Genomic DNA, 25,237 nt, shown 5'->3' with positions numbered 1-25,237 from the left:
AGCGTCTGTTCTATTAGATGTATAGCAGATAGAGTGTGGGGCGTGTACCTAGTGCTCGACCTCGACAGCGAGGTGCCGATCTATCAGCAGATCCGGGACCGGGTGGTGGAAGCCATCGCGGAAGGGGCGTTGGCGCCCGGTGCCGGTCTTCCTTCCACCAGGCAGCTGGCCGTCGACCTGGCGATCAACTTCCACACCGTCAACAAGGCCTATGACCTGCTACGACGCGAAGGGATCATCCGCATCAACCGCAAGAGCGGTGCGGCGGTCCGGCCGGACGTCAAGCAGCCGTCGGACGAACTGCGGGCCGGCGTCGACTGGGAGGCGCGGATGCGCACCCTCCTCGCCGAGCTGGACGTGCGAGGGATCGCGAAGGAGGAGGTGAAGAGTCATGTCGCGGCGGTTCTGGACGGCTTCCCCGGGAGTGAGGACGAAAAGCCCTGACCCGTGGGGCCGGGCGGGAGACCTGGGCCGCGGCACGACGTTCCTCGCGGAGCGGCGCGCGGAACGAGACCCCGAAACGTCATTCCGTGTCCCGGTGCGGCGCCCCGCTCCACCGGGATCAGCGACAAGAACGGACAGGTGAACACCTTGCTGGTCGACGCAGCTCTCAATTTCGGCATACTCGCGGTGCTGAGCGCCGTCCTGTACACCGCCCACAGCCCGCTCCTCAACCCCTCCGCCGTACCCTTCGGCGTCCGTGTACCGCCGGACAAGGCGCGCGCCGCCGCCGTCGAGGAACAGCGCAGTCGCTACCGCGGTGCGATGCTCGTCGCCGCGGCCGTCGTCACCGTGCTCGCCTCGGCGCTCGGCGCCGCGCTCGGCACCCTCACCGCCGGAGCCGCCGGTTCCCTGCTGCTCTGCGCCCTCGCCGCCGCCCTGTGGGTACGGGCCCACCGCGGCATCGCCCGCGCGAAGGCGGAGGGCGGATGGTACGGACAGGCCCGGCAGGGCTCCGTCGTGGACACGTCCCTGCGCACGGACCCGGTCCGCTTCCCCTGGGGCTGGACCGTCCCCGCGCTCGTCGTGATCGCCGTCAGCATCGCCGCGGGCGTCGTTGTCTACCCCGGCCTGCCCGACCGCATCGCACTGCCCGGACGCTCCTCCGGCGGAACCGTCTACCACATGTACACGACCAGTGTGTGGACCGCTTTCGGCCTCGTCCTCTGCCAGGTCCTCCTCACCCTCACCATGGCCGCCGTCGTCGCCGGACTGCTCCGCGCCCGTGCCGACCTCGATGTGGCACGCCCGGTGGCCGGTGCCGCACGGTACCGCCGCTACCTCACCGTCACGGCCCGCTCCATGATGGGCATCACCGCCCTGGTGAACCTGATGCTGCTCGGGCTGTCCGCGCTGATGTGGAGCGACACCCGCTCCACGGTCGTGACCCTGGCCGTCACCGGCGTGCCGTTCGTCGCGGTGCTCGCCGTGGTCGCCCGGTTCGTCCTGCGTGTCGGGTCCTCCGGCAGCAGGCTGCCGGAGGACACGGGCGAGGAGAGCACCGGACTGGTCGCGCGCGACGACGACCGCTTCTGGCACGGCGCCGGCACGATCTACGTCAATGCCGATGATCCCGCGGTCCTGGTGCCCAAACGGGTCGGCATCGGCTGGACGGTCAACTTCGGCAACCCGCGGTCCCTGGTCGTCGCGGCCCTGGCCCTCGCCGTCGCGGTGGGAGCGACCGTCGTCCAGGCCGTCCGGTGACTCCGGGGCGGCCGGGGCCTCCGCCTTGACGGGCGCGGAGGCGGGGCGGATGCGGGGGCCGGCGCCGGTCGTCAGTCCTCGGTCTCGTCCTCGGTGCTCTCCGGCCGCAGCAGTGGATGGGCGACACCCGGGAACACCCGGGCCCGCACGACCGGCTCCGCGGATCCGCCAAGGATCACGGTCTCGGCGACGCCCCACGGCCGACCGGGCAGCACCACGGTCAGGATGTACGAGGACGCGCAGCCCATGCAGTCGTAACGGTCGGCCCAGGTCTCCACGTCCGTGACGCTGCCGGGGTAGCGCGCCATGTGCCGGTGGAGCGCGTGGCAGCGCTCGCACCGCTCACCGGGCTCGCACGTACCGCCGCAGGGGCAGGGGACGTCGAGTGTGTCGGCGGGACGCCAGCGCTGGGTGAGGACGGCCTCACGCGTGGCGCCCATGTCCTTCATGGCTTTCAGATTGCGGGCGGCGACGTTGTACGACTCGCCGGTCGCGGCCATCCGGTCCCGGATGACGTCCTTGCGTCCGCGGTTCGTCGTCATCTGTTCCTCCTGGGGGTGTCACGCAGCCCGCCGGGAGCGCACGAGATCGATAGGTCACACGGTACCGGTCGCCCCGGACGGGCCACCGAGGCCTCGCCCACGACCGCCGAAGAGTGTCGCTCACGACCGCCGAGGGCTGTCGCTCACGACCGGCGCACCCGCGCCGCCAGTCTGCTGCCGAGCCGCCTGCGGAGGCCGCCCGGCCGGTTCCACGCCCGGAACGCCTCCGCCGTACGGCTGCTGCCCGCCCGCTCGGCGGCCTCCTCCACCGCCGCCACCTCGTCGGCGGACAAGCCGCGCACCACCGGACGCAGCACCTCCTCCAACAGCGCCGCCCGGGTCTCGCCCCAGGCACGGCCCGCGTGCGGGTGAGAGCTCCAGACGGTGAAGCAGTCGGCGACATAGGCCGGGTCGGAGCGCAGCCGGGCGAGCACCGCGTCCTGCCGGGCGGCGTTTCCGTAGGCCGCGATGAGATCCGGGGCGTCGCTGTGGACGAACGCGTACAGCTCCGCCTCCGGCCGGTCCGGGCCGAGCAGCTGCCCGGCCAGGGCGCCGAACGCCTGCTCGCGCACGCCCGGCTCCACCGGTTCGGCCCCGGCACACAGCTTCCGGGCCTGTTCCGCCCAGCCGGGCTCCGCCGCCCCCGAGCGGACGTCCCGCGCGAACTCCAGGAGGAGCAGGGCGCCGCGCGTCCGCGCGTCGATCTCCTGCGGGAAGCCGCGCAACAGGTCATGGGCGAGCTCGGGGGCCGCCGCGTCGTCGGCGGAGGCACCGAGCGCCGCCGCGACGAGAACGGCCCACGTACCGGCCGTGCGGTGCGCGTCGGAAGTGCTCCCACTCAGCAGCAACCGGGCCTCGCCCGCCGTGGGGGTGCCGTCGCCCCAGGCGAGACCCACCGCCGTACGCAGCACCAGCGGCTCGGTGAACGGTGACATTCCACCGGCGCGCAGCACCGTGTTCAGCACCTTCACCCGGTCGTCGCCGCCGCCCGCCCTGGCGCCCGGCGCCGCCGCGCACATCCGCAGATGCGGCAGTGCCTGTGCCCCGGTGAACGGCAGCGCGACCTCCGCCAGCAGCCGCTCCGTCGCCGACGGATCCTGCGGGGCGATCCGGTCCAGCTCGCCGAGCAGCGCCGTACGGACATCGAACTGTTCGTCCAGCAGATCGAGCAGCACCGCGGCGCAGTCGGCCGGCCCTTCGTCCAGCAGGGACCGGGCCATCCGGCCCACGACGTCGGGGAGCAGTTCCGCGCAGTCCACATCGAGCAGCCGAGCGATCCGCAGCAACTGCACGGCACGCCCCACACACCGCCCGGGAACGGGCGTCGCGGGGGCCGCGAGGGGCGTACCGGTGGCGAGTTCGGTACGGAGGTCGTCGCCCAGAGCCGTGACCAGCGCGGCGACGGCACGCTCCCCGGCCGGTCCGGCGAAGACCGAGCGCGCGGGCGGTTCGAGTGCGACATCGCCGCCGTGGACCGCCTCCGTCACCAGCAGGGCGCCGAGCGTCGCGGTCGTGGCGGCGGCGGACCGGCCGTCGAGGGCGGTCAACAGCCTTGCAACCCCCGACAGTTCGGTGTTCGTGCGGTCAAGACCGGGAGCGGTCAGCGCGTCGGTCAGCTGCCGGGTCCGCTCCTCGTCCAGCGCGTACGGCCGCTCGGCCGCCCAGTTCGCCGCCGCGGCGCGCCCTTCGGGGCCGAGCGGGACGCCCGCGCAGAGTGCCGTCACCGCGAGCGGCCCGGCGGCGAAGGGTTCGCCGGGCAGCTCCGCCGCCACCCGGAACAGCTCGGGGGACCGGTTGCGCCAGATCCGGGCGCAGGTCTCGGCCCAGGCATCGCCCACCGGCTCGCCGGGGCGCGCCCCGGCGCAGTCGCGCACCAGGAACGCGCCGTCCGGGCCGGTCGGTTCGGGGGCGTCCTCCGGCAGCACCCCGACAACCCGGTGCGGGGAACCGGACGGCCGGCGGGTGTAGGTCGTGAAGGTCAGCCGCTGAGCGGTCTCCGGCGGCAGTACGGCTCCGGCCAGGGCGATCCACCGGGCCACATCGGCGCACTGCCGCTCCACGAGAACGAGCCGTGCCCGCGCCGGTTCCTCGCACACCCGGCGCAGGTCGGCGAAGACCGCCGCCAGCCAGGGGCTCCGGGAGACCGCGAAGTCGTTGAGCGCCTCGGGACCGAAGGCGGCGGAGGCGGGCAGGGCGGCCATGGGGCCGGGGGTGCCGCCGACCGGCGCGACGGAGGCCCAGTTCGGCGACCGCCAGGCCGTGATCGGCAGGGCGTCGCCCGGCAGCCGGGTACCGGCCGGAAGGTGCACCGCGTGCGCGTGGAATCCACCGGCGCCGGGGCCGCCGAGCGCCACGGTGCGGCTCAGCAGATGACTGCCGTCGGACAGGGTGCTGAAGCTGAACGCCTCGGGAAACGAACGGAGTTCGCCGGTGGTGGGGTGGTAAGGAGCTCCGGCGGGCGGCTCGTAGCCGAGGAGCTGCTCGGCCTCCGCCAGCACCGGCGTGGGTATGCCGGCGCTGACGGCCGTGAACCGTGCGCCGCCCCCGTCGTCCTCCGCGGTGGCAGAGGTGTAGTGCAACTGCGCGAGGCTCATGCGTCGGCCCTCTTCGTCCTTGCCGCGAACGTCCCCGTACCGTCAGCACGCCCGCTCCGCAGGCCGCCCGTCGAGGGCGGGCCGTCCGGGCGCAGCGACGACCCCGGCGGGGAGCGGTCCGCAATCGCGGGAGCGACGCTATCAAGGCACACCGCCCCGCACGCACCCCGCCGGAAGGTCGCCCGGGGCCTTCGTCCGGACCCGGCAGGGCTCGCGGGACCCGGCGCGTGGCGAGCCCCGCTCAATGCGCCTCCGTCACCCCAATGGCCCCGGCACCCGCCGCCCCTCCAGTCGTTGAGCGTCTTCGGATTGCTCAATCCCCCGAGGGCACTGCTCATTGGGCCCAAGGGCCCCTCTGTGTACTGGAGTTACTCCGTTGAATCTCAAAACTCTCTCCGCGGCAGCAGCCGTTCTGGCGCTGGCCGGTCTCGCTGGTTCGTCCACGGCCAACGCGGTGCCCGGCACGGTCTCCGGCGACGGCGGCAACCGCATCGGCACCCTGCGGGTCAACGGTGACGCCCACGTGAAGGAGGGCGGCCTCAGCGCCACCTGGGTCAAGGAGTCGGGGGACGTCAAGCAGATCGCCCTGTCCGGCAACCGCATCGGCGTCCTCACCGGCAACGGTGTCGCGTGGGTGAAGGAGGGCGGCCTCAGCGCCACGTGGGTCAAGGAAGCCACGGACGTCAAGCAGATCGCCCTGTCCGGCAACCGCATCGGCGTCCTGAAGGACACCGGCGAGGCCTACGTGAAGGAGGGCGGCCTGAGCGCCACGTGGGTCAAGGAGTCCGACAAGGTCAAGGAGCTCGAACTGTCGGGCAACCGCATCGGTGTCGTCACCGGTGACGGTGTCGCGTGGGTGAAGGAGGGCGGCCTCAGCGCCTCCTGGGTGAGGGAGTCCGACAACGTCATCGGCATCGACCTGTCCGGCAACCGCATCGGTGTCCTCACCGGCAACGGTGTCGCGTGGGTGAAGGAAGGCGGCCTCAGCGCCTCCTGGGTCCGGGAGTCCGACGACGTCATCCAGCTCGAACTGTCGGGCAACCGCATCGGCGTCCTGAAGGACAACGGTGAGGCACACGTGAAGGAAGGCGGCCTCAGCGCGAGCTGGGTCCACGAGTACAACCAGGCCATCCAGATCGCCCTGTCCGGCAACCGCATCGGTGTGCTCAAGGGCGACGGCGACGCACGGGTGAAGGAGGGCGGCCTGAGCGCGACGTGGGTCCTGGAGGCCAACAACGTCACCGAGCTGGCCTTCTCCTGACGAGTGACGAGTGACGAGTGACGAGTGGCGCGTGACGCGTGACATGTCGCGCCCGACCTGTAACACCTGATGCCGCGCCGCGCCGCGCACCGGAGCCGACTCTCGGTGTGCGGCGCGGCGTGGTCGGTCAGGAGCGGGGGCGCCCTCCCGGGTCGAGACGGTGACGTGCTGGACGCGCATCGGGTGTCCCGGTTCGGTGCCGGGGCCCGCGGTGGCGCCGTCGGCGGCCGGGAGTTTGCCGCCCATGGCCACGTTCAGGATCAGGAACAGCCCGTGGTGCACCGCCCGGTCCCACGTCCGGGAGTCCATTCCCGCCTCGGTGACCCGGTGGTGGACGCGGCCGTCCAGGTACCAGCGCACTTCCTCGGCACCGGGTGTCAGATCGACCTCGACGGCGTAGGAGTGGAAGGCGGTACGGCAGCCGGGGCACGGCCGCGGTCCCGAGGTGAGCCCCACCGGCTCCTCGCAGGGGCCGCCTTCGAAGGTGCCGCAGTGCATGCTGCCGAAGACGGTGTCGCGGCCGTTGACGGACTCCATGACGTCGAGTTCACCGACCGAAGGCCACCCCGTGAAGCCGTCGCGGAGCTTCGCTCCCAGGGTCCAGAAGGCCGGCCAGTAGCCCGCCGCCGCGGAGCCGGTGACATTGGGCAGCGCGATGGACGCCTCGATCCGCATCACACCGCCGGGAGGCGGGGCGAAGTCCGCCCGCCGGGACTCGATCCGGCCGGAGTACCACTTGCCGTCCCTGAGCGTGGGGACGATCTCCAGTGAGCCCTTCCCGTCCAGGCGCACGTTGTCGGTCGAGTCCGTCATGGTCTCGATCTCACCGGTTCCCCACTGCGGGGCCGGGCAGCCCGGATAGCAGGTGCCGATGTCGTACTTCCAGCGGGCGGCGGACGGGCGGCTGCCCGCCGGCCCTTCGAAGTCGTCGTGCATGATCCGGGTCCAGCCGTCCGCCTCCGGCCCCGGGCCGCCGGACAGTGCTCCGGCCTCCGAGAGGAGCCGTTCGAGCCGGGGCGTGAGGACCACGGCGGCGACATCGGTCAGATGGGCGTCGTCCCGGTACAGCAGGATCCGGTCCAGCACCGCCGGGCAGGTCGCCCCCTTCGGCGGGCACAGGACCGGGTCGACCGACACGGCCCGCACCCCGGGCAGCCGGCCGGACGCGATCCGCCGCGCCAGCGGGTCGGGCCACCGTGCGGTGCCGCGGTCGAACGCGCATGCCTCCGGATCCGTGGTGTGCCCGGAGACGCAGGCCGGATGTCCTTCCCCGGCACGGGGGTGTCCTCCAGGTAGACGATCGGGACCCCGAGCGCACGCAGGGGCTTGAGCGTCTTCTCCCAGCCCCTGGTGAGGAGTCGCTGGTCATCGGTGTAGCGGTTGAGGGAGGCGATCACGACGAGGCGGGGCTTGGGCCCCTTGCCGAGCCGGGCCAGGGTGTTCGTACGCCAGGTGTCGCACTCGCGATAGGTGCGGCCCAACTGGGGGTTGACCACCCGCAGTTCCGGCAGCGGGCAGCCCTGCTTCACCAATTCCTCGAGGGCCCAGCCGCGTTGGGCCGCCAGGGCGAGCATCGGGGAGAACCACTGACCGGCATGCGAGTCGCCGAGCAGGACGATCCGGTCCGGGCTGTCGGTCGCCCCGAACAGGCAGGGCGGACTGCTGGTCACCGGCGGTGCCACCTCACAGGCCCCGTCCGGCGGGAAGTCCTTGCGCGCCTGCACGGGACTGGGCACCACGGGGCCGTCCTTGAACGGCGTGCCGTTCCGCGACAGCAGATGCGGGCCCTCGGCCGCGCCCGGCGGCAGGCCCTTCACGTCCACCGGTGCGGCCGGGCCCAGCAGACGCAGGGTCGTGGTGCCCATCACCAGCGCCAGGACGACCGGGATGGCGACGGCCGACACCCCCACCGACAGTCCGCGCCGGGGCAGCTCTGACACGGTCCTGCTGTGACGTACCGGCTGTTCGACCCAGCGCATGGTGGCCAGCGCGGGCAACGCGGACGCCACCGTCAGTGCCGCCTTCGCCGGCCAGTCCAGCGTGCCGAGGCGGGCCTCGGCGAGTACGAGTACGGGCCAGTGCCACAGGTAGAGGGTGTAGGAGAGCCGTCCGACCGCGCGGGGTGCCCGGCCCGCCAGCAGCCGCCCCACCCCGTACGCGTCCGGGCCGTTCGCGCTCCCGCCGGCCGACCGGTCGGGTATCCCGGCCAGGATGACCGCTGCCGTGGCCAGCGTCGGTACGAGCGCCGCGTATCCGGGGTACGGGGTCGACGCGTCGTACTCGACCATGCACCACAACAGTGCCCCGGCCCCCGCCCACCCGCACAGCAGACGCAACGCGCGGGGACCGCGCAGCAGGTGCCAGGGCAGCAGTGCCAGTAACGCACCGATGCCGAACTGCCATACCCGCGACGGAGTTCCGAGGTATGCCAGCGAAACGGAGTCACTCGTCCAGCGCAGCGACAGGGCGAAGGAGCCGAGCGTCAGCAGCACGGTGAAGGCGGTCACCGCCGACCGCACGGCGCGCCCCCGGCGTGCCGCCCTGGCGGCGACGTACACGAACCCGGCGAGCAGTGGGGCCCAGAGGAGATAGAACTGCTCCTCCACCGCCAGCGACCAGAAGTGCAGCAATGGGCTCTGGTCGTGGCCTGCCGCGAGGTAGTCGGTCTGCTGCTGGACGAAGCGCCAGTTGGCGGCGGACAGCGCCGCGGCCACCACGTCGTACTCCAGCTCGGTGCGGCGCAGCGGGACGGTGAGCCAGGCCCCGGCCAGCGCGACGGCGCCGAGGACCACGGCGGCGGAGGGCAGCAGCCGGCGGGCCCGGCGGGAGAAGAACTCCCCGAGCCGGATGCGCCCGGTGGTGACGGCCTCACGCACCAGGAGCCCGGTGATCAGATGGCCGGAGATGACGAAGAAGACATCCACTCCGACGAATCCGCCGGTCAGGCCGGGCACGGCAGCGTGGAAGGCGAGGACTCCGAGGACCGCGACCGCGCGCAGCCCCTCGATGTCTGGGCGGAACCCGGAGCGACGGAAGCCGGGAGCCATGGTCGTGGACATTGATCTGACGGGCCTTTCAACTCAGCCAGGGCAGCATCGGGTTGACCCAACCGGATGCGAGCAGGGCGGTGAGCAGGAGGAGTGTTGTGGCGGCCAGCGCTTCGGGCCAGCGCCTGGGCAGCAGGGAGCGTCCTGTCGGACGTACCGGCCGCGCGGGCCCGCGTGCCGGGCCGGCGGAGCGCAGTTCGGTCGACAGGTCGCGTATCAGAGGCAGGTTGATCTGGCACTGCACCAACAGGTAAAGAGCGAGGCCCCAGTTGGGTTCCCAGCCGTTGCGGGCCACCGCCAGGGCGAGCCCGGCGGCGGCCGCGCCGGTGGAGCAGCAGAGCCAGGCGAGGGAGACGATCACGACGCGGCGGGCCATGCCGCCCTTCGCCGCACCGCCGGCCCCGGTGGGCACCCAGGCCGCGCTGCGGCCGCGCAGGGTGTGCAGAAAGGCGGCCCCGGCGGCGACGCTCGTCAGGACGTTGGCCCGGATCACCTCCACCCGCCAGCGGGTCCGGCTGATCCGAGGCAGCAGTACGTGCCAGAGCCAGAGCGGAGCGAGCAGCGGCAGCACATGCCAGGGGCGGACGTCGTCCGGGTACCGGAACAGCATCACCAACGGCGGCAGCGGAGCGGCGAAGGTGTTCACCGCCGTCGTCAGATAGCCGACGATGCCCTCGTAGAAGCACAGCCGCATCCGCCAGGGGGCACCCATGCGCTTGAGGACGGGCGTCCCCAGCAGATGCAGATTGCCCATCGCCCAGCGGTACTGCTGGTTGATGAAGGACGCCAGGTTGTCCGGCGAGGTGCCCTTGGCCACCAGTACCGGAACGTACAGGGTGCGGAACCCCTGTTCGTGGAGTGCGAGCCCGGTGAACAGGTCCTCGCTGTGGTCGAGCCTGGCGAAGCCGCCGGCCAGGTCGATGGCGCTGCGGCGGTAGACCGCGTTGCTGCCGCAGCAGATCGCGGCGTCGCTCGCGTCCCGGGACGGCTGGATCCAGCGGAAGAACCACTCCTGGGCCGATCCGGCGGCGCGCTGGATCCAGCTCATCGACCCGTCGGTGTCGAAGCACTGCGGGCTCTGCACGATGCCGACACCCGGGTCGGCGAGATACGGGACGAGATGACGCAGGAAGTCGGGCCTGGGCGCGAAGTCGGCGTCCAGGATGGCGATGTACTCCGCGCTGCTCAGGGTGAGCGCGTGGTTGAGATTGCCGGCCTTCTTGAGGTGACCCCGGTCGGGCCGGACGACGTACCGGTATCCGTACGAGGCGGCCAGCTCGGCGACCTCGGGGCTCGCGGCGTCGTCCAGCACCCAGACGGTCAGCGCGCCGGGCCAGTCGACCGCCGAGACCGCGCGGTAGGCGTTGTCCAGAACGGCGAGCGGTTCGCCGCAGGTCGGCAAGTACAGGTCCACACCGGGAAGTTCGGCAGGGTCCCAGGCATGGACGAGCACCTCGTGCGAGCGCCTGGTCAGCCGCCGCTGACGCAGGCTGTTGACCGAGGACAGCGCGAGCGCGACGACATTGAGGGCGAGCAACGCGAGGAAGGCCCACAGGGCCGGAGTGCGCAGCGCGAAGGTCAGCATCGTCGCCGCGGTGAGTGCGAAGGCGAACGAGGTGCTGATCAGTACCCAGCGGCGTTGCGGCCCGAAGTACCAGTAGAGCTCGTGGTCGGACGGCGGTTGAGGAAGATGATGGATCGTCATAAGGCTCCCATGGCCGGGCATTTGGCGGCATCGGGTGATCCACCATAGCGTCAAAGGTATAGACCATTTGCGAAGGGAGCGTTAAAAGGGAGTGTTGAATGGGGTGGCGGATCAAGGCGTCCGCGAGTGGTCCAGACCTATTCGATCGGTTGCGTCCGTGTCGTGCGGGAATCACAAGGGCACGCGGGGGTTAACAGTCGTCCAATTCCCGGGCCGGGGTGGACCGCGGACCACCGCCCGTGACCGGCGGAAATTCGCTGGCGGGGTTCCGTACGGCCAGGTAGGAATGGGGTCATGAGCACAGCCATACCCCCGCAGACCGCGCAGGACCCCATCGACCGACGGGCCTTCGTCCGCACCGCACTCGACCTCGGTGATGTGGTGCTGCGCCCATGGAGCCGGGAGGACGCCCAGTCGGAAGCCGTGCTGGACGGCCTGGTGGCCGCGGCGACGGATCCGCGGATCGCCCTCTGGAGCCCGCTCGCGGCAGCCGACCGCAGCGCCGCCCTGGCCTGGGTGCAGGCGCGGGACGGGGCCTGGGACCGTGGCGCCAGCGCCTCGTTCGCCGTGCGGGAAGCAGCCGGAGGCGCCCTGCTGGGCAATGTCGCACTGCGTTGGGTCGACCGCGAGGACGGCCTGGCGATGATCGGTTACTGGACGCTGCCGGCCGCCCGCGGGCGGGGCATCGCCACCAGGGCGACCAGGGCGGTGACGAGTTGGGGCTTCGCCACCGCCGATGCCCGTCGGATCGAGATAGCCCACGCGGTGGGCAACGAGGGCTCCTGCCGGGTGGCCGACCGCTGCGGCTATCTCCCCGAGGGCACACTGCGCGACTCCTACCGCTTCGGCGACGGGAAGTACCACGACGAGCACCTGCACGCCCGCCTGGCCACCGACCCGGAACCGGCCGAGCCGGCGGGAGAGCCGGCGGCGTAGCGGCCGAGCCGCCCGACGGCCGCTACGAGTACGCACGCCTCGCCCAGGTCGTCGTCGCGGCAGGATCCACCACCGCCGACCGGGCGGGCGCCAAGTCCTCCGTCGGCGTACACCGACCCGGCGGCGCTCCCGGCCGCGAAGGCCTTCACCGCCGCTTACCGGAAGCGGTTCGGGGCCGCGCCGGCCGGCTGGTCCGCCGAGGCGTACGACGCGGTCGGCCTGATCGCCCGCGCCGCCCGGTCCACGAGCACGGCGGGCGCGGAACGCGGTGGCGTCGCACAGCGGCTGTTCCGGACCGGCCCCCCGGCATCACCCGGATGCTCTCCTCCCACTCCACCCATCAGGTGCCGACCGAGACGGGGATGTTCCTCTACCGGGTCCGGAGCGGGCGGGCGCGCTTCCTGGGGCTGCACACGGAGGCATGAAGCGGAACGGCGCGGGCGCCGGGCGGGCGCGGCGCCCGCATGTGACGCCGGGGCGGCGCACGGCATGAAGCGGATCTTCGGGCGCGCTTAAGAAAACCTCGATGGACCTGTGGCGCGGGGTGCGGCAGATTTCTCCGTGACGGCAGAGGATGGTGCGCGGCAGCCGACCGACGCGCGCTGCCATTGCCCCGTCCCTCTCGATCCTCCCCGGGCCGCAGGCTTCCCACAGGCATGCCCCCGGCCCGGGGTACTCAACGCCGCACCAGCGCAGGGAGCCGCAGCCGTGAAGGCACTCGTGAAGCAGAAGGCCGAGCCGGGACTCTGGCTGATGGACGTGCCGGAGCCGGAGATCGGCCCCTCGGACGTACTGATCAAGGTGCTCCGTACCGGTATCTGCGGCACCGATCTGCACATCCGCAACTACGACGGCTGGGCGCAGCAGGCCGTGCGCACCCCGCTGGTCCTCGGGCACGAGTTCGTCGGCGAGGTCGCGGAGACCGGCGCCGACGTCGTCGACATCAATGTCGGCGACCTGGTCAGCGGCGAGGGCCACCTGGTGTGCGGCAAGTGCCGCAACTGTCTGGCCGGCCGCCGCCACCTGTGCCGCTCCACCCTCGGCCTCGGCGTCGGCCGGGACGGTGCCTTCGCCGAGTACGTCGCCCTGCCCGCGTCCAACGTCTGGGTGCACCGGATCCCCGTCGACCTCGACGTCGCCGCGATCTTCGACCCGTTCGGCAACGCCGTGCACACCGCGCTGTCGTTCCCGCTGGTCGGCGAGGACGTACTGATCACCGGCGCCGGACCGATCGGCATCATGGCCGCGGCCGTCGCCAGGCACGCGGGCGCCCGCAACGTCGTCATCACCGACGTCAGCGAGGCCCGCCTGGAGCTGGCCCGGAAGGTCGGCGTGAGCCTCGCCCTGAACGTCGGCGAGGAGACCATCGCCGACGGCCAGAAGAGCCTCGGACTGCGCGAGGGCTTCGACGTCGGCCTGGAGATGTCCGGCCGGCCCGAGGCCATGCGCGAGATGATCGCGAACATGACGCACGGCGGCCGGATCGCCATGCTCGGACTGCCGTCCGAGGAGTTCGCCGTCGACTGGGCCCGCATCGTCACCTCGATGATCACCGTCAAGGGCATCTACGGCCGTGAGATGTACGAGACCTGGTACGCCATGTCCGTACTGCTGGAGGGCGGCCTCGACCTCGCCCCCGTGATCACCGGCCGGTACGGCTACCGCGACTTCGAAGCGGCCTTCGACGACGCGGCGAGCGGCCGCGGCGGCAAGGTCATCCTCGACTGGACTTCCTGACCCGACGCCCCCGTGGACGACGCCACCGTAGACAGCTGGGAGACACCCCTCATGTTCGACTCCGTACGCGACGACATGCGCACCACCCTCGAAGAGATCGAGGCCGCCGGACTGCACAAGCCCGAGCGAGTGATCGGCACCCCGCAGTCCGCGTCGGTCGCCGTCACCGCGGGTGGCCGGCCCGGTGAGGTGCTCAACTTCTGCGCCAACAACTACCTGGGCCTCGCCGACCACCCCGAGGTGATCGCCGCCGCCCACGAGGCGCTGGACCGCTGGGGCTACGGCATGGCCTCGGTCCGCTTCATCTGCGGCACCCAGGAGGTCCACAAGGAACTGGAGCAGCGGCTCTCCACGTTCCTCGGCCAGGAGGACACGATCCTCTACTCCTCCTGCTTCGACGCCAACGGCGGTGTCTTCGAGACCGTCCTCGGCCCGGAGGACGCGGTCATCTCCGACGCCCTCAACCACGCCTCCATCATCGACGGCATCCGCCTCTCCAAGGCCAAGCGGTTCCGCTACGCCAACCGTGACATGGACGACCTGGAGAAGCAGCTCAAGGAGGCGTCCGGCGCCCGGCGCAGGCTCGTCGTCACCGACGGTGTGTTCTCCATGGACGGGTACGTCGCGCCGCTGCGCGAGATCTGCGACCTGGCCGAGCGCTACGACGCCATGGTCATGGTCGACGACTCGCACGCCGTCGGCTTCGTCGGCCCCGGCGGCCGCGGCACGCCGGAGCTGCACGACGTGATGGACCGGGTCGACATCATCACCGGCACCCTCGGCAAGGCGCTCGGCGGCGCGTCCGGCGGCTATGTCGCGGCGCGCGCCGAGATCGTCGCGCTGCTGCGCCAGCGCTCCCGCCCGTACCTCTTCTCCAACTCCCTCGCCCCGGTCATCGCGGCGGCCTCGCTCAAGGTCCTCGACCTGCTGGAGGCCGCCGGTGACCTGCGCGAGCAGCTCAACGCCAACACCGCGCTCTTCCGTACCCGGATGACCGAGGAGGGCTTCGACATCCTGCCCGGCGACCACGCCATCGCCCCCGTCATGATCGGGGACGCGGCGAAGGCAGGCCGGATGGCGGAGCTCCTCCTGGAGCGCGGTGTGTACGTGATCGGGTTCTCCTACCCGGTCGTCCCGCAGGGCGCGGCCCGGATCCGCGTCCAGCTCTCCGCCGCGCACTCCACACAGGACGTGAACCGGGCCGTGGACGCGTTCGTCGACGCGCGGGCCGCGCTGGGGGAGTAGCACCCGGGCCTCACCCGGGGGCCTCACCCGGGAGCCCCGCCCGGCGGCGGGGTCCCTCCGTGACCTGGGACAATGGGGCACATGATCGATTCACGGCGGTTGCGGATCCTCCGTGCGGTGGCCGACCACCGCACGGTGACGGCCGCAGCCGCCGCGCTGTACCTCACACCCTCCGCGGTCTCCCAGCAGCTCGCCGCGCTGGAGCAGGAGACCGGACACCGGCTCGTCGAACGGGGCGCGCGCGGCGCCCGGCTCACCCCCGCCGGGGAGATCCTGCTGACCCACACCAACGCGGTGCTGGCCCAGCTGGAACGGGCCGAGGCGGAGCTCGCCGCCTACAGCGCGGGGGACGCGGGCACGGTCACCGTCGCCGCGTTCGCCACCGGCATCGGCCTGGTTCTCGCCCCAGCCATAGCCGAACTGACGCGCACCGCGCCCGGCATCCGGGTCCGGGTCCAGGACGCCGAGGGCGACGCGAGTGTGCCGATGGTGCTCGACCGGCAGGTCGACGTGGCCGTCGCCGTCGAGTACCGGGGCGCCCCGGGCGAGGACGACCGCCGGCTGACCCGGGTGCCGCTGTACTCCGAGCCCTTCGACGCGGTGCTGCCGGTCGGGCACCGGCTGGCCGGCCGGACCCAGGTGGCCATCGCCGACCTGGAGAAGGACGCGTGGATCGGCCCCTACCCCGGCAACCCCTGCCACGACGTGGTGGTCCTGTCCTGCGAGTTCGCCGGTTTCCAGCCGAGGCTGGAGCACTCCTCGGACGACTTCCGCGCGGTGGTCGCGCTGGCCGGGGCGGGGGCCGGGGTGGCGCTGGTGCCGCGGTCGGCGCTGCTGGGGATGGAGCTGACGGGCGTGGTGGTGCGGCCGGTGGAGGGCAGCGCGCCGACCCGCCGGGTCTTCGCCGCGGTGCGGCAGGGGGCGGAGGGGCATCCGCTGATCGCCCCGGTGCTCGACGCACTGGCCGCGGCGGCGGTACGGGAGGGGGCGCTGCCCCTGCCCGCAGCGCCTTGACGCGGTGCCCCACGGCTGCCGGACGGGACCGCGGGGGGCGTCCTCACCTCCGGCGCCCGAGGACGAACCGGCCACCGGACGACCCCGGCCACAGCGTCCCCGCACCCGCCGCGACGGTCACGGCCAGGGCGAGCACTCCGTATTGCGCCGGTGGCAGATACGGCACCGAACCGGTCGTCGACACCGCGAACGCCACCAGTGGTACCGCCGCGACCAGCGTGCCGATCGCCAGCCCGGCCACCGCCACCAGTCCCGTCTCCAGCACCAGCATCCGCCGCACCTGACGGCGGCCCGCACCGACCATCCGCAGCAGACGGAACTCGGGGCGGCGGCCCACCGTGATCAGGGACAGTGTGCTGATCACCGCGAGCAGCGCGAAGCCACCGATCACCCCGACACCGATGATGACCATCGCGTTGTCCTGGTCCGACGACGACGGTGCGATCCGTATGTCGTCGGCCGTCGCGGGCCGGACCCGCACACCCGTGTACGGGGCGAGCGCACGCCGTACCGAAGCAGCGGTGGCGGAGGCCGCCGTGCCGTCCGTCGAACGGATCAGGATCCGCTGGTCGCGAAGGGCCGAGACGTGCCCGGCCAGTGCCTCGCGCGGCAGCATGAACTCACCGAGCCCCAGCGCCCGTTCGTAGAGCGCCACCACACGGAGCCGCACCTCGGTGCCGTCGCCGAGACGGAGCTCCACCGGGTCGCCGATGCCGACACCGAGATCGGCGGCCCGGTCTTCGCCGACCGCCACCGTGCCCCGGCCGGTGAGGTCCGCCGGATCGCCCGCGGTGATCCGCGGATCGAGCGTGCCGGACAGCTGGTCCGCCGTCACCCCCAGCACCGGGAACCGGTCCAGCTTCGGATCACCCATCTCACGATGCGCGAGGACGACACCGGAGCGCAGCACACCGGTCGCCGCCGCCACCCCCGGTGCCCCGCGCACGGCCCGAGCCGCACCGGCCGGCAGTCCGGCGGCCGGGCCCGTCACCACCAGGTCGGCCCGGAGCGCGGCACCGGCCTGCCGGTCGGCGGCCCGCTCCAGCGTCGAGCCCGCCGCCAGCTGTACGCAGACGAACGCGACGACCAGCACGATCGGGGTGATCGCCGCGCCGAGGCGCCGATTGTGCGCGGCGGCGGACTTGGCGGCGAGGAAGCCGGAGACCCCGCCGACGCGTCGTACCGGCGTGCCGAGGACCCTCATCGCCACCCGGGCGATCCACGGACCCAGCAGCGCAACGGCGATGATCAGCGATGTCGCCGCACCCGACGCGGCCACCGCGGCGGCCTGCCCGCCCTGCGCCGTCGCCGCACCGGCCGCGCTGACGCCCGCCATGGCCAGTACCGCCCCGGCGACCGTACGCACCCGTCCCGGCTCGCTCGGCTCGGGCGCACGGGCCGCGCCCAGCGCCGCGGCGGGCCGCAGCCCGGTGATGGACCTGGCCGCGAGGACCGACACCGGACGGGCGGCGAGCGCGACGAGCGACGCCGCCGTGGCTGCCGCGGCGAACGGCAGCCACACCGGCATGGGCAGTGGCAGCGGGTCCGTCGTCAGGAGCGACCGCATCAGCAGCCCCAGAGGTACGGCACCGAGCCCGCCCAGCACCGCCGCGGCACCGGCCACCCGGCTCACCTCGCGGCCGACGGCCGACCTGAGCTGCCGGGGCGTCGCCCCGACGGCACGCAGCAGCGCCAGTTCACCGGAGCGCTGGTGGACCGCCTGGGAGAGGGGCGTGGCGATCACCAGGAGCGCCACCATGAAGACCGTTCCCGTGATGGAGGCGAGCAGCGGCAGCAGTTCGCCGCGGGCGCCGAGCGCGTCCGGGTGCTCGGCCTGCCCGCGCTCCGGGCCGGTGAGCACCCGGACCTCGCGGTCGCCACGGGCGCGGTCGGGCAACGCCTCCTCCAGCGAGGCCCGCAGCGCGTCGGCGGAGACTCCCGGTTCGGCGACGATGCCGACCGCGTCCACCGTGCCGGGGTGCCCCGCCAGCGCGGTGAGGTGCCGCTCGGTGAGGAAGACGGCGGGGGAGCCACCCCGGTGACCGGTGCCCACGACACCGCTGACGGTGTACGGCCGGGGCGCCCCGTCGACCTGCAATGTCACATGGTCACCGGTCCCGCTCCCGGTGGCCGCCGACAGCGCGCTGTCGATGACCACCTCGGCGGCGGACCTGGGCGGGTGTCCGTCCGTCAGCCGGTACGGGGCGAGCGCGGCGGCCGCCCAGGAACGGCCGAGGCCCGAAGCCGCGCCGCCCTCGCCGCCCACGGTCACCGGTACCGAATCGTCCGCGACGGCCTTCGCGACGCCGTGGGCGGCGGCGGCCTTCGCCACCACTGAGCGGTCGAGCCGCACCCGCTCCGGCAGATACGTCGTCGTGGTCTTCGGCTTGCTGCCCCACGGCTTCGCCGTGTACGTCACCTTCTGGTCGGCCGCCACCACCGCGTCGGCCCCCGCGTAACGCTCCACCGGCGGCTGCGCCAGCAGCAGCGAACCGACGACGAGGGCGAAGGCGCCGATCAGCGCGGCCGCCGCCGTCGTCGCCGCGAACACCGCGCCCCAGGCCCGGCGATGGGCCTTCAGCGAACGCCGGGCGAGAAACGCCGACGCCCGTCGGACGCCGGTCCGCGCATCCGCCCGTGGCCGCGCCGCCCCTTCGCTCCCGGCCCTGTTCTCCTCGCTCCTGCTCTCCTCGCTCCTGCCCCCTTCGCTCCTGCCCCCTTCGCTCCTGGTCCTGCTCCCCTCGCTCCTGCTCTCCCTGGTCCTGCTTCCCTTGGTCCTGTTCATCGCAGCCGGCCGCCGTCCATCGTCAGTACGGTGTCCGCCCAGCTCGCCGCCACCGGATCATGGGTGACCATGACGACCGTACGGCCGTCGATCCGCACCGCGTCCCGCAGCAGACCGAGCACCAGGGCCGCCGACTCCGGGTCCAGGGAAGCCGTCGGCTCGTCCGCGAAGACGACCTCGGGTTCGGTCACCAACGCCCGTGCCACCGCCACCCGTTGCTGCTGCCCGCCGGAGAGCGTCGCAGGACCCTGCGCGCCGCGGTCCGCCAGGCCGACCCGGGCCAGCAGGTCCCGCCCGCGGGTCAGTACCCGCTCGGCCGCCGGGTCGGCGCCCGCCAGCACCAGCGGCAGCACGACGTTCTCCTCGATGCTCAGCGAAGGCACCAGATTGAGGGCGTGCGACTGGAAGACGAATCCGATCCGGTCCCGCCGCAGCCGGGTCAGCGCGGCCTCCGAGAGCGCACCGAGATCGGTGGTCCCGATCCGTACCGTGCCCGACGTCGGCCGGTCCAGACCTGCGGCACACTGCAGGAACGTGCTCTTCCCCGAACCCGAGGGGCCCACCACCGCGGTGAAGCTCCCGGCCGGGACCACGCAACTGACCGCGTCGAGCGCGGTCGTCTCCCGGCCGCGCCGGCCGTGGCGCCGGCTCACCGACTCCAGCCTCAGCGCGGCCGGCCGCACCGCTGTGATCGCGTCCACCGTTGACTCCACCCTTCCTTCTCTGACCCACCACATACCTTCTGACCTGGGTAAACGCTACGAACCGGAGACCGGCCGGGCGAGGGTGCGCGGTCCCGGAACGGGGGTGCAGCCGGCTCCACCCCGGCCCGGGGGAGGGCCCCACTCCGGCGACGGACGAAGCCCCGTAACGTTCTGCGTCATGAGCACCACTCCCGCCCCGCTGACGGCCGCCATCCGGCGTTCGTGGGACGCGTCGCGCTATCTGGCCGTCGGCATCGCGGTCGCGCTGCTCGCGTATGTGAGCGCGTTCCTGGTGGTGGCGGTCCTGCTGTTCGCCACCGTGCTCATCGGGCTGCCCGCGCTGCCGGAGGCCGCCAAGGTGCTGCGCCGGTTCGCGGAGTCCGAGCGGCGCAGGGCCGCGGCGCGGCTGGGTGTTCCGTTCATCCCGACGCAGTATCCGTCGCTGGACAGCGCCGAACTCTCCGAGCGGGTCCGGCGGGTGCTCGCCGATCCGACGGTCTGGCGCGACGCGCTCTGGCTGCCCCTCCAGGCGCTCATGGGCAATGCCCTCGGCTACCTCGCGATGGTGCTGTGGCCGGTCGGACTCCTGGTGGACGGGGTCGCGCTGCCGGTCGTGCATCTGCTGGACCGGCGGGCCGCCGACGAGTACGGCACCCCGTTGCCCGAGCGGCAGGGGTGGGTGCTGCGCTGGCACGGCGTACTCGCGGACCTGTCGGCCGGATGGACGCGGTCGCTGCTCACCTCGTCGCCGTCGACCGCGCTCGCCGAACGGATCGCCCAGCTGACCGAGAGCCGGGCCGGTGCGGTCGAGGCACACGGCGCCGAACTGCGGCGCATCGAACGTGATCTGCACGACGGAGCCCAGGCCAGGATCGTCGCCCTGTCGTTGCGCATCGGCCTCGCCAGACAACTCCTGGACAGCGACCCGGGCGCCGCGCGCATCCGTCTGGACGAGGCGCAGGACGGCGCGGAGGCGGCTCTCGCCGAACTGCGGCACGTGGTGCGCGGCATCCATCCGCCGGTGCTGACGGACCGCGGACTGGCTGGCGCGGTACGGGCGTTGGCCGCCGATGCGGGCGTGCCCGTCACCGCGGAGCTGGACGGCGTCGAGGACGGCCGACGGCTTCCGGCCGCGATCGAGGCCGCCGCCTACTTCGTCATCGCCGAGGCCCTCACCAACATCAGCAAGCACAGCGCTGCGACAGCCGCCACCGTCCGCATCGAACGTACCCCCGGCACCCTGCGGGTGACCATCAGCGACAATGGGCACGGCGGCGCGGGCGAACGGTACGGAACCTCGGAGAAGCCCTCCACCGGCGGCGGTCGCCCGAGCCCCCGGCCCACGCAGGCCACGGACCGGGGTGGGTCCGGCAGCGGGCTGGTCGGCATCAGGCGGCGGATCGCCGCCCTGGACGGCACCACCCGCATCAGCAGCCCCATCGGGGGGCCGACGGACATCGAAGTGGAGCTGCCGTGCGGATCGTGATCGCCGAGGACAACGCGCTGTTGCGGGAGGGGCTGATCCTGCTGCTCACCAGCTCGGGCCACGAGGTGGTGGCCGCCGCGTCGACCGGGCCCGAGGTGCTGCCCGCCCTGCTGGAACACCGCCCGGACGCCGCCGTGCTCGACGTGCGGCTCCCGCCCACCTTCCGCGACGAGGGGCTGCGCGCCGCGCTAGCCGCCCGTACGGAGCTGCCCGAGCTGCCGATCCTGGTGCTCTCGCAGTATGTGGAGGAGACATACGCCGCCGAGCTGCTCGCCCAGGGCGCCCAGGGCATCGGCTACCTCCTGAAGGACCGGATCGGCCGGGTCGACCAGTTCCTCCAGGCACTGGACCGGGTGGTGGGCGGCGGCACGGCGCTCGACCCCGAGGTCGTGACCCAGCTGCTGACCCGCAAGTCGTCCGCCGAACCGCTGCAGAGCCTCACCCCGCGCGAACGCGAGGTGCTGGAACTGATGGCGCAGGGCAAGGCGAACGGCACCATCGCCGCCGAACTCGTCGTGACGGAACGGGCGGTGAGCAAGCACATCGGCTCGATCTTCGCCAAGCTCGGCCTGGAACCCGACGACGGCACGGTGCACCGACGGGTGCTGGCGGTGCTGGCGTACCTGGAGGGCAAGGGGACGCGCTGACGCGGAGCGGTGGTGGGGAGGGCCGGCGCCGGCAGGCCCTCTTGTTCCGGTCGCGGAACGCCGGGACCATGGGCGTCATGGTGAGCATGCCTGAGCCGCAGGCCGTGATCGTGAGAAGGATTCTCAGGGGCGAGCACAGCGCACAGGATGTCGAGAGAGCGAAGGCCAACTTCCAGAGCTGGCTCCGCGAGGAGTGGAACGGGAGCGAGCACCGGGCCCTGGCCTTCTGCGTCAACGCGCTGGCCGATGCGTGCGGAAGCGACTGGGACGCGCTGCCGGAACGTGACGCGTATGCCCATGTGTGGCTCTTCTCCTTCCTGTGCCCTCGCGCGGTCGATCCCGTTTCCCGTGAAGTCGACCTCGATTCCCTGGACTTCGAGGCATGCGAGTACCGCGACGTGATGCGCCGCTCCCCGGGTGGTTTCCGCGAGTTCGCGAAGCGGATCAGGCTGGTCCGGGGAGAGCCGGAGTGATCCGCGGGGCCGGGGAGCCGTAGGGACCCCGGGCCGGATCCCGTCCGGATCCCGTCCGAATCACTGTTGCGCCTGCCTCCGGCAACGTACGGCCGCAGGCGGGCTCAGCCATGGACTCCGAATGTCAACTTAAGTTAGCCTTACCTAAGGGGCGAATGGGTCGAGGTCGCATTCGGCTTGCCTCCGTATGCGTTCAGGGAGTGGACATGCGAGACAACAGCAGGGGAACCGTCCGACGGCGTCCCGCACTTGTGCTCTGTGCGGCACCGCTCGCCGGCGGCGCCGTCGGTGCCGGAGCCGCCACGGCGGTGGCCCGGCCGGCGGCGGACCGGACCCTCTCGGACCCCCGTCGCCACGGAGCCGCGTACCGCGTGACCTCCTTCGAACTGCCCGCGAGGCCGTGATTGACCCGCACCCGTCGCGGAGCTGACCGACGCCGACCCGGGCCCGAACCGACACGTACCTCGGCGAACGGACCTGGGCCCACGTCGTCCTGCGAGCCGGCGCCGAGCCGCCGAGACCGGCCGCCGTCAAGGAATCCCTGCGCGAACGCGGCCCGGCCGACTGCGAGGTCCCCGACCGCGTCGATTTCGTCGGCACCTTCCCGCAGACCGGAATCGGCAGGATCAACAGAAGCGATCTCCGCGCCGTCGCCTCCGCGCCCCGCAGCACCGCCCCGAAGCGTTCCGCCCGCACCGCCCCGAAGTGCCCACCTCACACCGGTACCACTGAAAGGCCGCCCACCATGGCACTCCCCGCCATCGCCCCGTACCCCATGCCCACCGCGGACGAACTGCCCACGAATCGTGTCCCGTGGGTCCCGGACCCGGAACGCGCCCTGCTGCTGGTGCACGATCTGCAGAACCACTTCCTCGGCGCCTACACCGACGACGCCTCGCCGCTCACCGAACTCCTCGTGAACATCGAGCGGTTGACCACACGGGCGCGCCGGGCCGGTGTTCCCGTCGTCTACTCCGCGCTGCCCGGCGGCCAGTCGCCCGCGCAGCGCGGACTGCAACAGGACTTCTGGGGCCCGGGTCTCCCCTACGACGCGCACGCGCAGGCGATTCCGGCACCGCTGGAACCACAGGTCGGTGACACGCTGCTCACCAAGCGGAAGTACAGCGCCTTCGCCCGGACCCGTCTGCTCGGACAGATGCGGGACCTCGGCCGCGATCAGCTGATCGTCGTGGGCGTGTACGCACACATCGGAGTCCTGATGAGCGCCTGCGACGCCTGGACGCACGACATCCAGACCTTCCTGGTCGCCGACGCCGTGGCCGACTTCTCGCGCGAGGACCACGAGATGGCGCTGCGCTGGGCGGCCGGCACATGCGCCGCCGTCACCACCACCGACCTGCTGCTGGGGGAGGTCTGACCACCGTGGCGCCGACGATCGGGCGGATGCCTCCGTGGTTCCGGTCGTCCGGAGACCCGGCGGGCCGCCCGGCCGGGCACGACGCGGCGGGACAATGCCCCGCATGGACATGAGCGACCCCACCACCAGCGATCCCACCGCCGACAGCGATCCTGCCGGGACGACGGCCCGCGCCCGCCGCCTCGCCGTCCCCGGGCACCGTCGCATCCTCGGCATCGCGGGGCCGCCCGGGGCCGGCAAGTCCACCCTGGCGGCCCGGCTCGCCGACGCGCTCGACGGCCTCGCCGTCCTCGTCCCCATGGACGGCTTCCACCTGGCCCAGGCCGAACTGGAACGGCTCGGCCGCGCCGCGCGCAAGGGTGCCCCCGACACCTTCGACGCCGCCGGATACGCGGCCCTGCTCGGACGCCTGCGCACACCGGAAGCGGGAACCACCGTGTACGCCCCCGCCTTCGACCGCGCCCTTGAGGAGCCGATCGCCGGGGCCGTCCCCGTCCCCCCGGACATCCCGCTGGTCATCACCGAGGGCAATTACCTGCTGCACGACGAAGGCCCCTGGGCCCCCGTCCGCGGGCTGCTCGACGAGGTGTGGTTCCTGGACACCGATCCGGCCCTGCGGGTACGGCGGCTCGTCGAGCGGCATGTGCGGTTCGGGAAGCCGCGGCCGTACGCCGAGCGCTGGGTGATGCGGTCCGACGAGGCCAACGCGCGCCTGGTCGAGCGCGGCCGGGACGGTGCCGACCTCGTCGTACGTCCGAATCCGGAAACCTGAGCCCCACTCGCGTCGACCGGCGCGGACGGGCAGGATGCTGTGTGCCGTGTCGCGTCGCCAGGAGGTCCCGCATGTCCAGCCAGAACCAGCCCGTACCGTTCACCGCCGACGACTACCGGGCCCGCATGAGGCGTGCGGCCGACACCGCCGCCGAGGCCGGACTCGCGGGCGTCCTGGTCGCGCCCGGACCCGATCTCGTCTACCTCACCGGCTACCAGCCCGTGAACACCGAACGCCTCACCGTCCTCGTCCTCACGGCCGGTCAGGACCCGGTCCTCGTCGTCCCGACGATGGAGGCCCCGGACGCCGAGAAGGCCGTCGGCGCCCCGGCCCTCACCCTCCGGGACTGGACCGACGGCAAGGACCCCTACGCCGTCACCGCCCCGCTGCTCGACGGCGCGGGCCGGTTCGGGATCAGCGACAACGCCTGGGCGATGCATCTGCTCGGGCTGCAACGCACACTGCCGGGCACCTCGTACGTCTCGCTCACCGAGGCCCTGCCGATGCTGCGCGCGGTGAAGGACGCCCATGAGCTGGAGCGGCTCGCGGCCGCCGGAGCCGCCGCCGACGCCACGTACGGCGAGATCCTCAAGGTGCGCTTCTCCGGCCGCAAGGAGACCGACATCGCCGCCGAACTGGCCGAGCTGCTCAAGCGGTTCGGTCACTCCCAGGTCGACTTCACGGTCGTCGGCTCCGGCCCCAACGGTGCCAATCCGCACCACGAGGCCGGTGACCGCACCATCGAGCGGGGCGACATGGTCGTGCTCGACTTCGGCGGCCTCAAGCACGGCTACGGCTCGGACACCTCCCGTACGGTCCATGTCGGCGAACCCACCGCCGAGGAGCAGCGGGTCCACGACATCGTGCGGGAGGCGCAGGAGGCGGGCTGCAACGCGGTCCGGCCGGGCGTCGCCTGCCAGGAGATCGACCGTGCGGCCCGCGCGGTCATCACCGAGTTCGGCTACGGCGAACGCTTCATCCACCGCACCGGCCACGGCATCGGTGTCACCACCCACGAACCGCCGTACATGATCGAGGGCGAGGAGCAGCCGCTGGTGCCCGGGATGTGCTTCTCGGTGGAGCCGGGCATCTATCTGCCGGGCCGGTTCGGTGTGCGGATCGAGGACATCGTGACCGTGACCGAGGACGGCGGCCGACGCCTCAACACCACCGCGCGCGAGCTGGCGATCGTCGAATAGCCGGACGC

At 72.5% G+C, this 25,237-nt stretch carries 19 protein-coding genes and 1 pseudogene; 14 read left to right on the top strand and 6 right to left on the bottom strand.

The window, feature by feature from the left end; genetic code table 11:
- Positions 1–42 precede the first annotated feature (42 nt).
- Together OG520_RS08680 and OG520_RS08675 are read left to right on the top strand one after the other, a co-directional pair.
- Positions 43–444, top strand: coding sequence for a GntR family transcriptional regulator (locus tag OG520_RS08680; protein WP_399329030.1), 402 nt, complete (start codon positions 43–45; stop codon positions 442–444).
- Between the two features lie 138 nt (positions 445–582).
- The gene (locus OG520_RS08675; RefSeq protein WP_406012787.1) at positions 583–1,704 is read left to right on the top strand and encodes a DUF1648 domain-containing protein; all 1,122 of its coding nucleotides are present in this window, start codon (positions 583–585) and stop codon (positions 1,702–1,704) included.
- 71 nt (positions 1,705–1,775) lie between these two features.
- On the opposite strand, the gene OG520_RS08670 is transcribed toward OG520_RS08675, so the two are convergent.
- Positions 1,776–2,246 carry a hypothetical protein gene (locus tag OG520_RS08670; RefSeq protein WP_399329032.1) on the bottom strand — a complete coding sequence of 157 codons (471 nt, stop codon included), beginning with the start codon at positions 2,244–2,246 and terminating at the stop codon, positions 1,776–1,778.
- Positions 2,247–2,389: 143 nt separating this feature from the next.
- Positions 2,390–4,840 (bottom strand): GTPase-associated protein 1-related protein, encoded by a 2,451-nt coding sequence (locus OG520_RS08665; RefSeq protein ID WP_406012786.1) that lies wholly within the window; start codon positions 4,838–4,840, stop codon positions 2,390–2,392.
- Positions 4,841–5,216: 376 nt separating this feature from the next.
- Between OG520_RS08665 and OG520_RS08660 the strand changes: the two genes are divergently transcribed.
- Positions 5,217–6,101, top strand: coding sequence for a peptidase S1 (locus OG520_RS08660; RefSeq protein ID WP_406016447.1), 885 nt, complete (start codon positions 5,217–5,219; stop codon positions 6,099–6,101).
- A 138-nt stretch (positions 6,102–6,239) separates the two neighbouring features.
- Here OG520_RS08660 and OG520_RS08655 read toward each other — a convergent pair.
- Both OG520_RS08655 and OG520_RS08650 read right to left on the bottom strand, forming a co-directional pair.
- Positions 6,240–9,160, bottom strand: a pseudogene (locus OG520_RS08655) (acyltransferase family protein); the annotation flags it as partial.
- A gap of 16 nt (positions 9,161–9,176) precedes the next feature.
- Entirely contained in the window at positions 9,177–10,853 is a 1,677-nt protein-coding gene (locus OG520_RS08650) for a glycosyltransferase family 2 protein (protein ID WP_406012785.1), read from the bottom strand.
- A gap of 294 nt (positions 10,854–11,147) precedes the next feature.
- Here OG520_RS08650 and OG520_RS08645 point away from each other — a divergent pair, with 294 nt between their 5' ends.
- The 4 genes from OG520_RS08645 to OG520_RS08630 all read left to right on the top strand — a co-directional run bounded on the left by OG520_RS08645 (position 11,148) and on the right by OG520_RS08630 (position 15,785).
- Entirely contained in the window at positions 11,148–11,789 is a 642-nt protein-coding gene (locus OG520_RS08645) for a GNAT family N-acetyltransferase (protein ID WP_406012784.1), read from the top strand.
- 708 nt (positions 11,790–12,497) lie between these two features.
- Complete coding sequence (gene tdh / locus OG520_RS08640) at positions 12,498–13,526, top strand: L-threonine 3-dehydrogenase (RefSeq protein ID WP_399329036.1); 1,029 nt, start codon at positions 12,498–12,500, stop codon at positions 13,524–13,526.
- A gap of 51 nt (positions 13,527–13,577) precedes the next feature.
- Complete coding sequence (locus tag OG520_RS08635; RefSeq protein ID WP_385328072.1) at positions 13,578–14,771, top strand: glycine C-acetyltransferase; 1,194 nt, start codon at positions 13,578–13,580, stop codon at positions 14,769–14,771.
- A gap of 81 nt (positions 14,772–14,852) precedes the next feature.
- On the top strand, positions 14,853–15,785 hold the full coding sequence (locus tag OG520_RS08630; protein WP_385328070.1) for a LysR family transcriptional regulator: 933 nt from the start codon (positions 14,853–14,855) through the stop codon (positions 15,783–15,785).
- A gap of 43 nt (positions 15,786–15,828) precedes the next feature.
- Here OG520_RS08630 and OG520_RS08625 read toward each other — a convergent pair whose 3' ends face one another.
- Together OG520_RS08625 and OG520_RS08620 are read right to left on the bottom strand one after the other, a co-directional pair.
- On the bottom strand, positions 15,829–18,570 hold the full coding sequence (locus OG520_RS08625; protein ID WP_406012783.1) for an ABC transporter permease: 2,742 nt from the start codon (positions 18,568–18,570) through the stop codon (positions 15,829–15,831).
- Entirely contained in the window at positions 18,567–19,283 is a 717-nt protein-coding gene (locus OG520_RS08620; protein ID WP_406012782.1) for an ABC transporter ATP-binding protein, read from the bottom strand. The genes OG520_RS08625 and OG520_RS08620 overlap by 4 nt, the downstream gene beginning before the upstream one ends.
- 169 nt (positions 19,284–19,452) lie before the next feature.
- Here OG520_RS08620 and OG520_RS08615 point away from each other — a divergent pair, with 169 nt between their 5' ends.
- From OG520_RS08615 to OG520_RS08585, 7 genes are all read left to right on the top strand, one after another.
- Positions 19,453–20,760, top strand: a complete 1,308-nt coding sequence (locus OG520_RS08615) for a sensor histidine kinase (RefSeq protein WP_406012781.1) — start codon at positions 19,453–19,455, stop codon at positions 20,758–20,760.
- The gene (locus OG520_RS08610) at positions 20,748–21,407 is read left to right on the top strand and encodes a LuxR C-terminal-related transcriptional regulator (RefSeq protein ID WP_406012780.1); all 660 of its coding nucleotides are present in this window, start codon (positions 20,748–20,750) and stop codon (positions 21,405–21,407) included. Before OG520_RS08615 ends, OG520_RS08610 begins: the two co-directional genes overlap by 13 nt.
- 77 nt (positions 21,408–21,484) lie before the next feature.
- The gene (locus OG520_RS08605; RefSeq protein WP_399329041.1) at positions 21,485–21,880 is read left to right on the top strand and encodes a hypothetical protein; all 396 of its coding nucleotides are present in this window, start codon (positions 21,485–21,487) and stop codon (positions 21,878–21,880) included.
- Between the two features lie 206 nt (positions 21,881–22,086).
- Entirely contained in the window at positions 22,087–22,284 is a 198-nt protein-coding gene (locus OG520_RS08600; protein ID WP_406012779.1) for a hypothetical protein, read from the top strand.
- Between the two features lie 341 nt (positions 22,285–22,625).
- Complete coding sequence (locus OG520_RS08595) at positions 22,626–23,258, top strand: isochorismatase family protein (protein WP_406012778.1); 633 nt, start codon at positions 22,626–22,628, stop codon at positions 23,256–23,258.
- A 103-nt stretch (positions 23,259–23,361) separates the two neighbouring features.
- Positions 23,362–24,030: a nucleoside/nucleotide kinase family protein gene (locus tag OG520_RS08590; protein ID WP_406012777.1), complete on the top strand. Its 669-nt coding sequence runs from the start codon at positions 23,362–23,364 to the stop codon at positions 24,028–24,030.
- Between the two features lie 71 nt (positions 24,031–24,101).
- The gene (locus OG520_RS08585; RefSeq protein ID WP_406012776.1) at positions 24,102–25,229 is read left to right on the top strand and encodes a M24 family metallopeptidase; all 1,128 of its coding nucleotides are present in this window, start codon (positions 24,102–24,104) and stop codon (positions 25,227–25,229) included.
- Positions 25,230–25,237 lie beyond the last annotated feature (8 nt).

It is taken from the genome of Streptomyces sp. NBC_00984 (assembly GCF_045162475.1).
In the GTDB taxonomy this organism is placed as follows: domain Bacteria; phylum Actinomycetota; class Actinomycetes; order Streptomycetales; family Streptomycetaceae; genus Streptomyces.
Note: the sequence above shows the minus strand (reverse complement) of the source record. Positions and strands in the feature narration are given on the sequence as shown.